At 60.5% G+C, this 2941-nt stretch carries 3 protein-coding genes; all 3 read right to left on the reverse strand.

The genetic code is table 11. From position 1 onward, the window contains the following. Positions 1-586: carboxyl transferase domain-containing protein (locus EN984_RS28940; protein ID WP_281057354.1), on the reverse strand; the 586-nt coding region annotated here is incomplete at its 3' end. 9 nt (positions 587-595) lie between these two features. After that, the gene (locus EN984_RS28945; protein WP_164748953.1) at positions 596-1423 is read right to left on the reverse strand and encodes a DUF1444 family protein; all 828 of its coding nucleotides are present in this window, start codon (positions 1421-1423) and stop codon (positions 596-598) included. Between the two features lie 160 nt (positions 1424-1583). Continuing rightward, complete coding sequence (locus EN984_RS28950; protein ID WP_127272451.1) at positions 1584-2747, reverse strand: isovaleryl-CoA dehydrogenase; 1164 nt, start codon at positions 2745-2747, stop codon at positions 1584-1586. Between the last annotated feature and the right edge of the window lie 194 nt (positions 2748-2941).

Here is a 2941-nt window from a genome sequence, read left to right on the forward strand (position 1 = left end):
GCACATACGCTCCGCCCGCCGTGCAGGAACCCATGACGCAGGCGATCTGCGGAATGCCTGCGGCGGACATGTTGGCCTGGTTGTAGAAGATGCGGCCGAAATGCTCACGGTCGGGAAACACCTCGTCCTGGTTGGGCAGGTTGGCGCCGCCGCTGTCGACGAGGTAGATGCAAGGCAGATTGTTCTGCAGCGCGATCTCCTGCGCCCGCAAATGCTTCTTCACGGTCAGCGGATAGTAGGTGCCGCCCTTCACCGTGGCGTCGTTGACGACGACCATGACTTCGGTGCCTTCGACGCGGCCGATGCCGGCGATCATGCCGGCCGAAGAGATCTCCTCGCCATACATCGACCATGCCGCGAACTGGCCGATCTCGAGGAAGGGCGAGCCGGTGTCGAGCAATTGCGCCAAGCGCTCCCGCGGCAACAGCTTGCCGCGCGAAACATGCCGTTCGCGCGCTTCCTCCGAGCCGCCGCGCTCGACGGCCGCCGCCTTCTCCGCAATGTCGGCGACCAGCGCCCGCATGCGCTCGGCATTGGCACGGAAGGTTTCGGAGGAGGGGGAGATCTGGGTTTGCAATGGAGCCATGTCCAACCCCTACATCTGCGCCAGGAGTTTGCCGTTGCGGCGTTCGAAAATCTTGTCGGACAGCAGATTGAAACCGTCCTTGAACGTAACGTCTATCATCTGCCTGGCCGCGCTTTGGGCTTGCGGATTGCCTGCATCGAAGACGAACAACTGGTCTCGGCGTGGCAGAGCGAACAAAACATCGCCAGGAAACTGTGGTTTGATTGACAACCAGAAATCGTCAAAAAGTATAAGGCTTGTGGACAACATAGTATTGCCGTCGACATAATACAGGCACGCTAACGCGGCTTCTCCGTCGGAAACAATTCTAGGAAGCCATTTCTTTACGTTGTCCAGCGCAACGACCCGCAAATCCGAAAGCGCCCGACCTGGGAAGTCTTTTGGTGCCACGGGTGACACCGAATCCGGAAGGTCGACCATATAGACAACCGAGATCTCACCAACCAGCGGTTCATACAACAAATCCAAACCCATCGATTTGAGGTGCTCGACATATTGCTGGGTCCGGATCACCGCGATGAGATTTTCTTCGCTCGCCTTGGTCGGTCGCGTTTCGGTGAGGCTTCGGACAAGTCTGTCTATAGCCGCATCAGCGTCCTCGTCGGGGTATGAGTTTAAGTAGCCGAACACGTTTGTGACGTCGGGCGTCACTTCCACGCCGCCGATTTTTGCACTGATCTTTGCGGGATCCGATGGGTCTACGATAGCGCTATCGACACCCGGCTGCCGTTTGAGTGCGGCGATTACGAGCCCTCTGAATTCCGCAATGTCAGAGAAGCGCCGCTTCTGCGCCTTGGCTTGTCCGAGAAAGCCCGCAATTGAGGAAAACAAAGCCATCGCAAATATTCCCCGCCTTGTGATTGGATGCGCCAATGAGAGGATCATCTATGGCCCTGCTTATCTCTCAATACTCGCAAAACTACAGCCTCCCACGAGATGGGTGTTTGACGTGTCAAGCAATCCGCAGTCCGGCACACTTGCATTCCCTTGCTAGGCATCACATCCCCTCGGCCATGATCTCGCGGCCGATCAGCCAGCGGCGGATTTCGCTTGTGCCGGCGCCGATCTCGTAGAGCTTGGCGTCGCGCAGCAGGCGGCCGGTCGGATAGTCGTTGATATAGCCATTGCCGCCAAGCAGCTGGATGGCGTCGAGGGCCATCAGCGTCGCCTTCTCGGCGGCAAACAGCACGCAGCCGGCGGCGTCCTTGCGTGTCGTCTGGCCGCGGTCGCAGGCGGCGGCAACGGCATAGACATAGGCGCGCGCGGCATTCATCACCGTGTACATGTCGGCCAGCTTGCCTTGCACCAGCTGGAACTCGCCGATCGCCTGGCCGAACTGCTTGCGCTCATGCACGTAGGGGATCGCCACGTCGAGGCATGCCGCCATCAGGCCGATCGGGCCGCCGGCAAGCACGGTGCGCTCATAGTCGAGGCCCGACATCAGCACCTCGACGCCACGGCCCTCCTCGTGCAGCACGTTTTCGAACGGCACTTCGACATCCGAAAAAACCAGTTCGCCGGTATTGGAGCCGCGCATGCCGAGCTTGTCGAGCTTTTGCGCCACGGAAAACCCGGCCATCGCTTTCTCGACGATGAAGGCGGTGATGCCGCGCGATTTCAGGTCCGGGTCGGTCTTGGCGTAGACGACCAGGGTCTCGGCGTCAGGCCCGTTGGTGATCCACATCTTGGTGCCGTTGAGCACGTAGCGGTCGTTGCGCTTTTCGGCACGCAGCTTGAGCGAGACGACGTCCGAGCCGGCGCCGGGTTCCGACATCGCCAGCGCGCCGACCCGCTCGCCCGAGCACAGTGGCGGCAGGAATTTTCCCTTCTGCGCTGGCGTTCCCCAGCGGTTGATCTGGTTGACGCAGAGATTGGAATGAGCACCATAGGAGAGGCCGACCGAGGCCGAAGCGCGCGAGATTTCCTCGACGGCGATCACATGCGCGAGATAGCCCATGCCGCTGCCGCCGAAATCGGGATCGGCCGTGATGCCGAGCAGGCCGAGCGCACCGAGTTCACCCCACAGATGCGCCGGAAATTCGTTCGAGCGATCGATGTCGGCGGCGATCGGAGCGATCCGGTCCTGGGCGAAGCGCCGCACCAAGTCGCGCAGCGCCTCGATCTCCTCGTCATGCCCGAAGCTGAGCGTGTTCGTGTACATTTTTCTCCTCCCTGCGCATGACCCCGAAAATCGACTTTGATTTTCGGAAAGGGATCATGCGCGAAATCAAAATGCTGCAGCGTCCTTTGCGCGCCCGAAGGGGCGCGCGGCGCTGTAGGCGTCGATCTTCGCGCCGACGAGCCGCATTGTCATTGAAAGATATGTCGCGGTCACTTCGGCGATCGACAGGCGTT

The organism is Mesorhizobium sp. M7A.F.Ca.CA.004.12.1.1 (assembly GCF_003997835.1).
Lineage (GTDB): Bacteria > Pseudomonadota > Alphaproteobacteria > Rhizobiales > Rhizobiaceae > Mesorhizobium.

Bases quoted from the DNA above. Each gene is read 5' to 3' on its own strand.
- EN984_RS28950 (WP_127272451.1), bottom strand. From the start codon at position 2,747: ATGTACACGAACACGCTCAGCTTCGGGCATGACGAGGAGATCGAGGCG.
- EN984_RS28945 (WP_164748953.1), bottom strand. From the start codon at position 1,423: ATGGCTTTGTTTTCCTCAATTGCGGGCTTTCTCGGACAAGCCAAGGCG.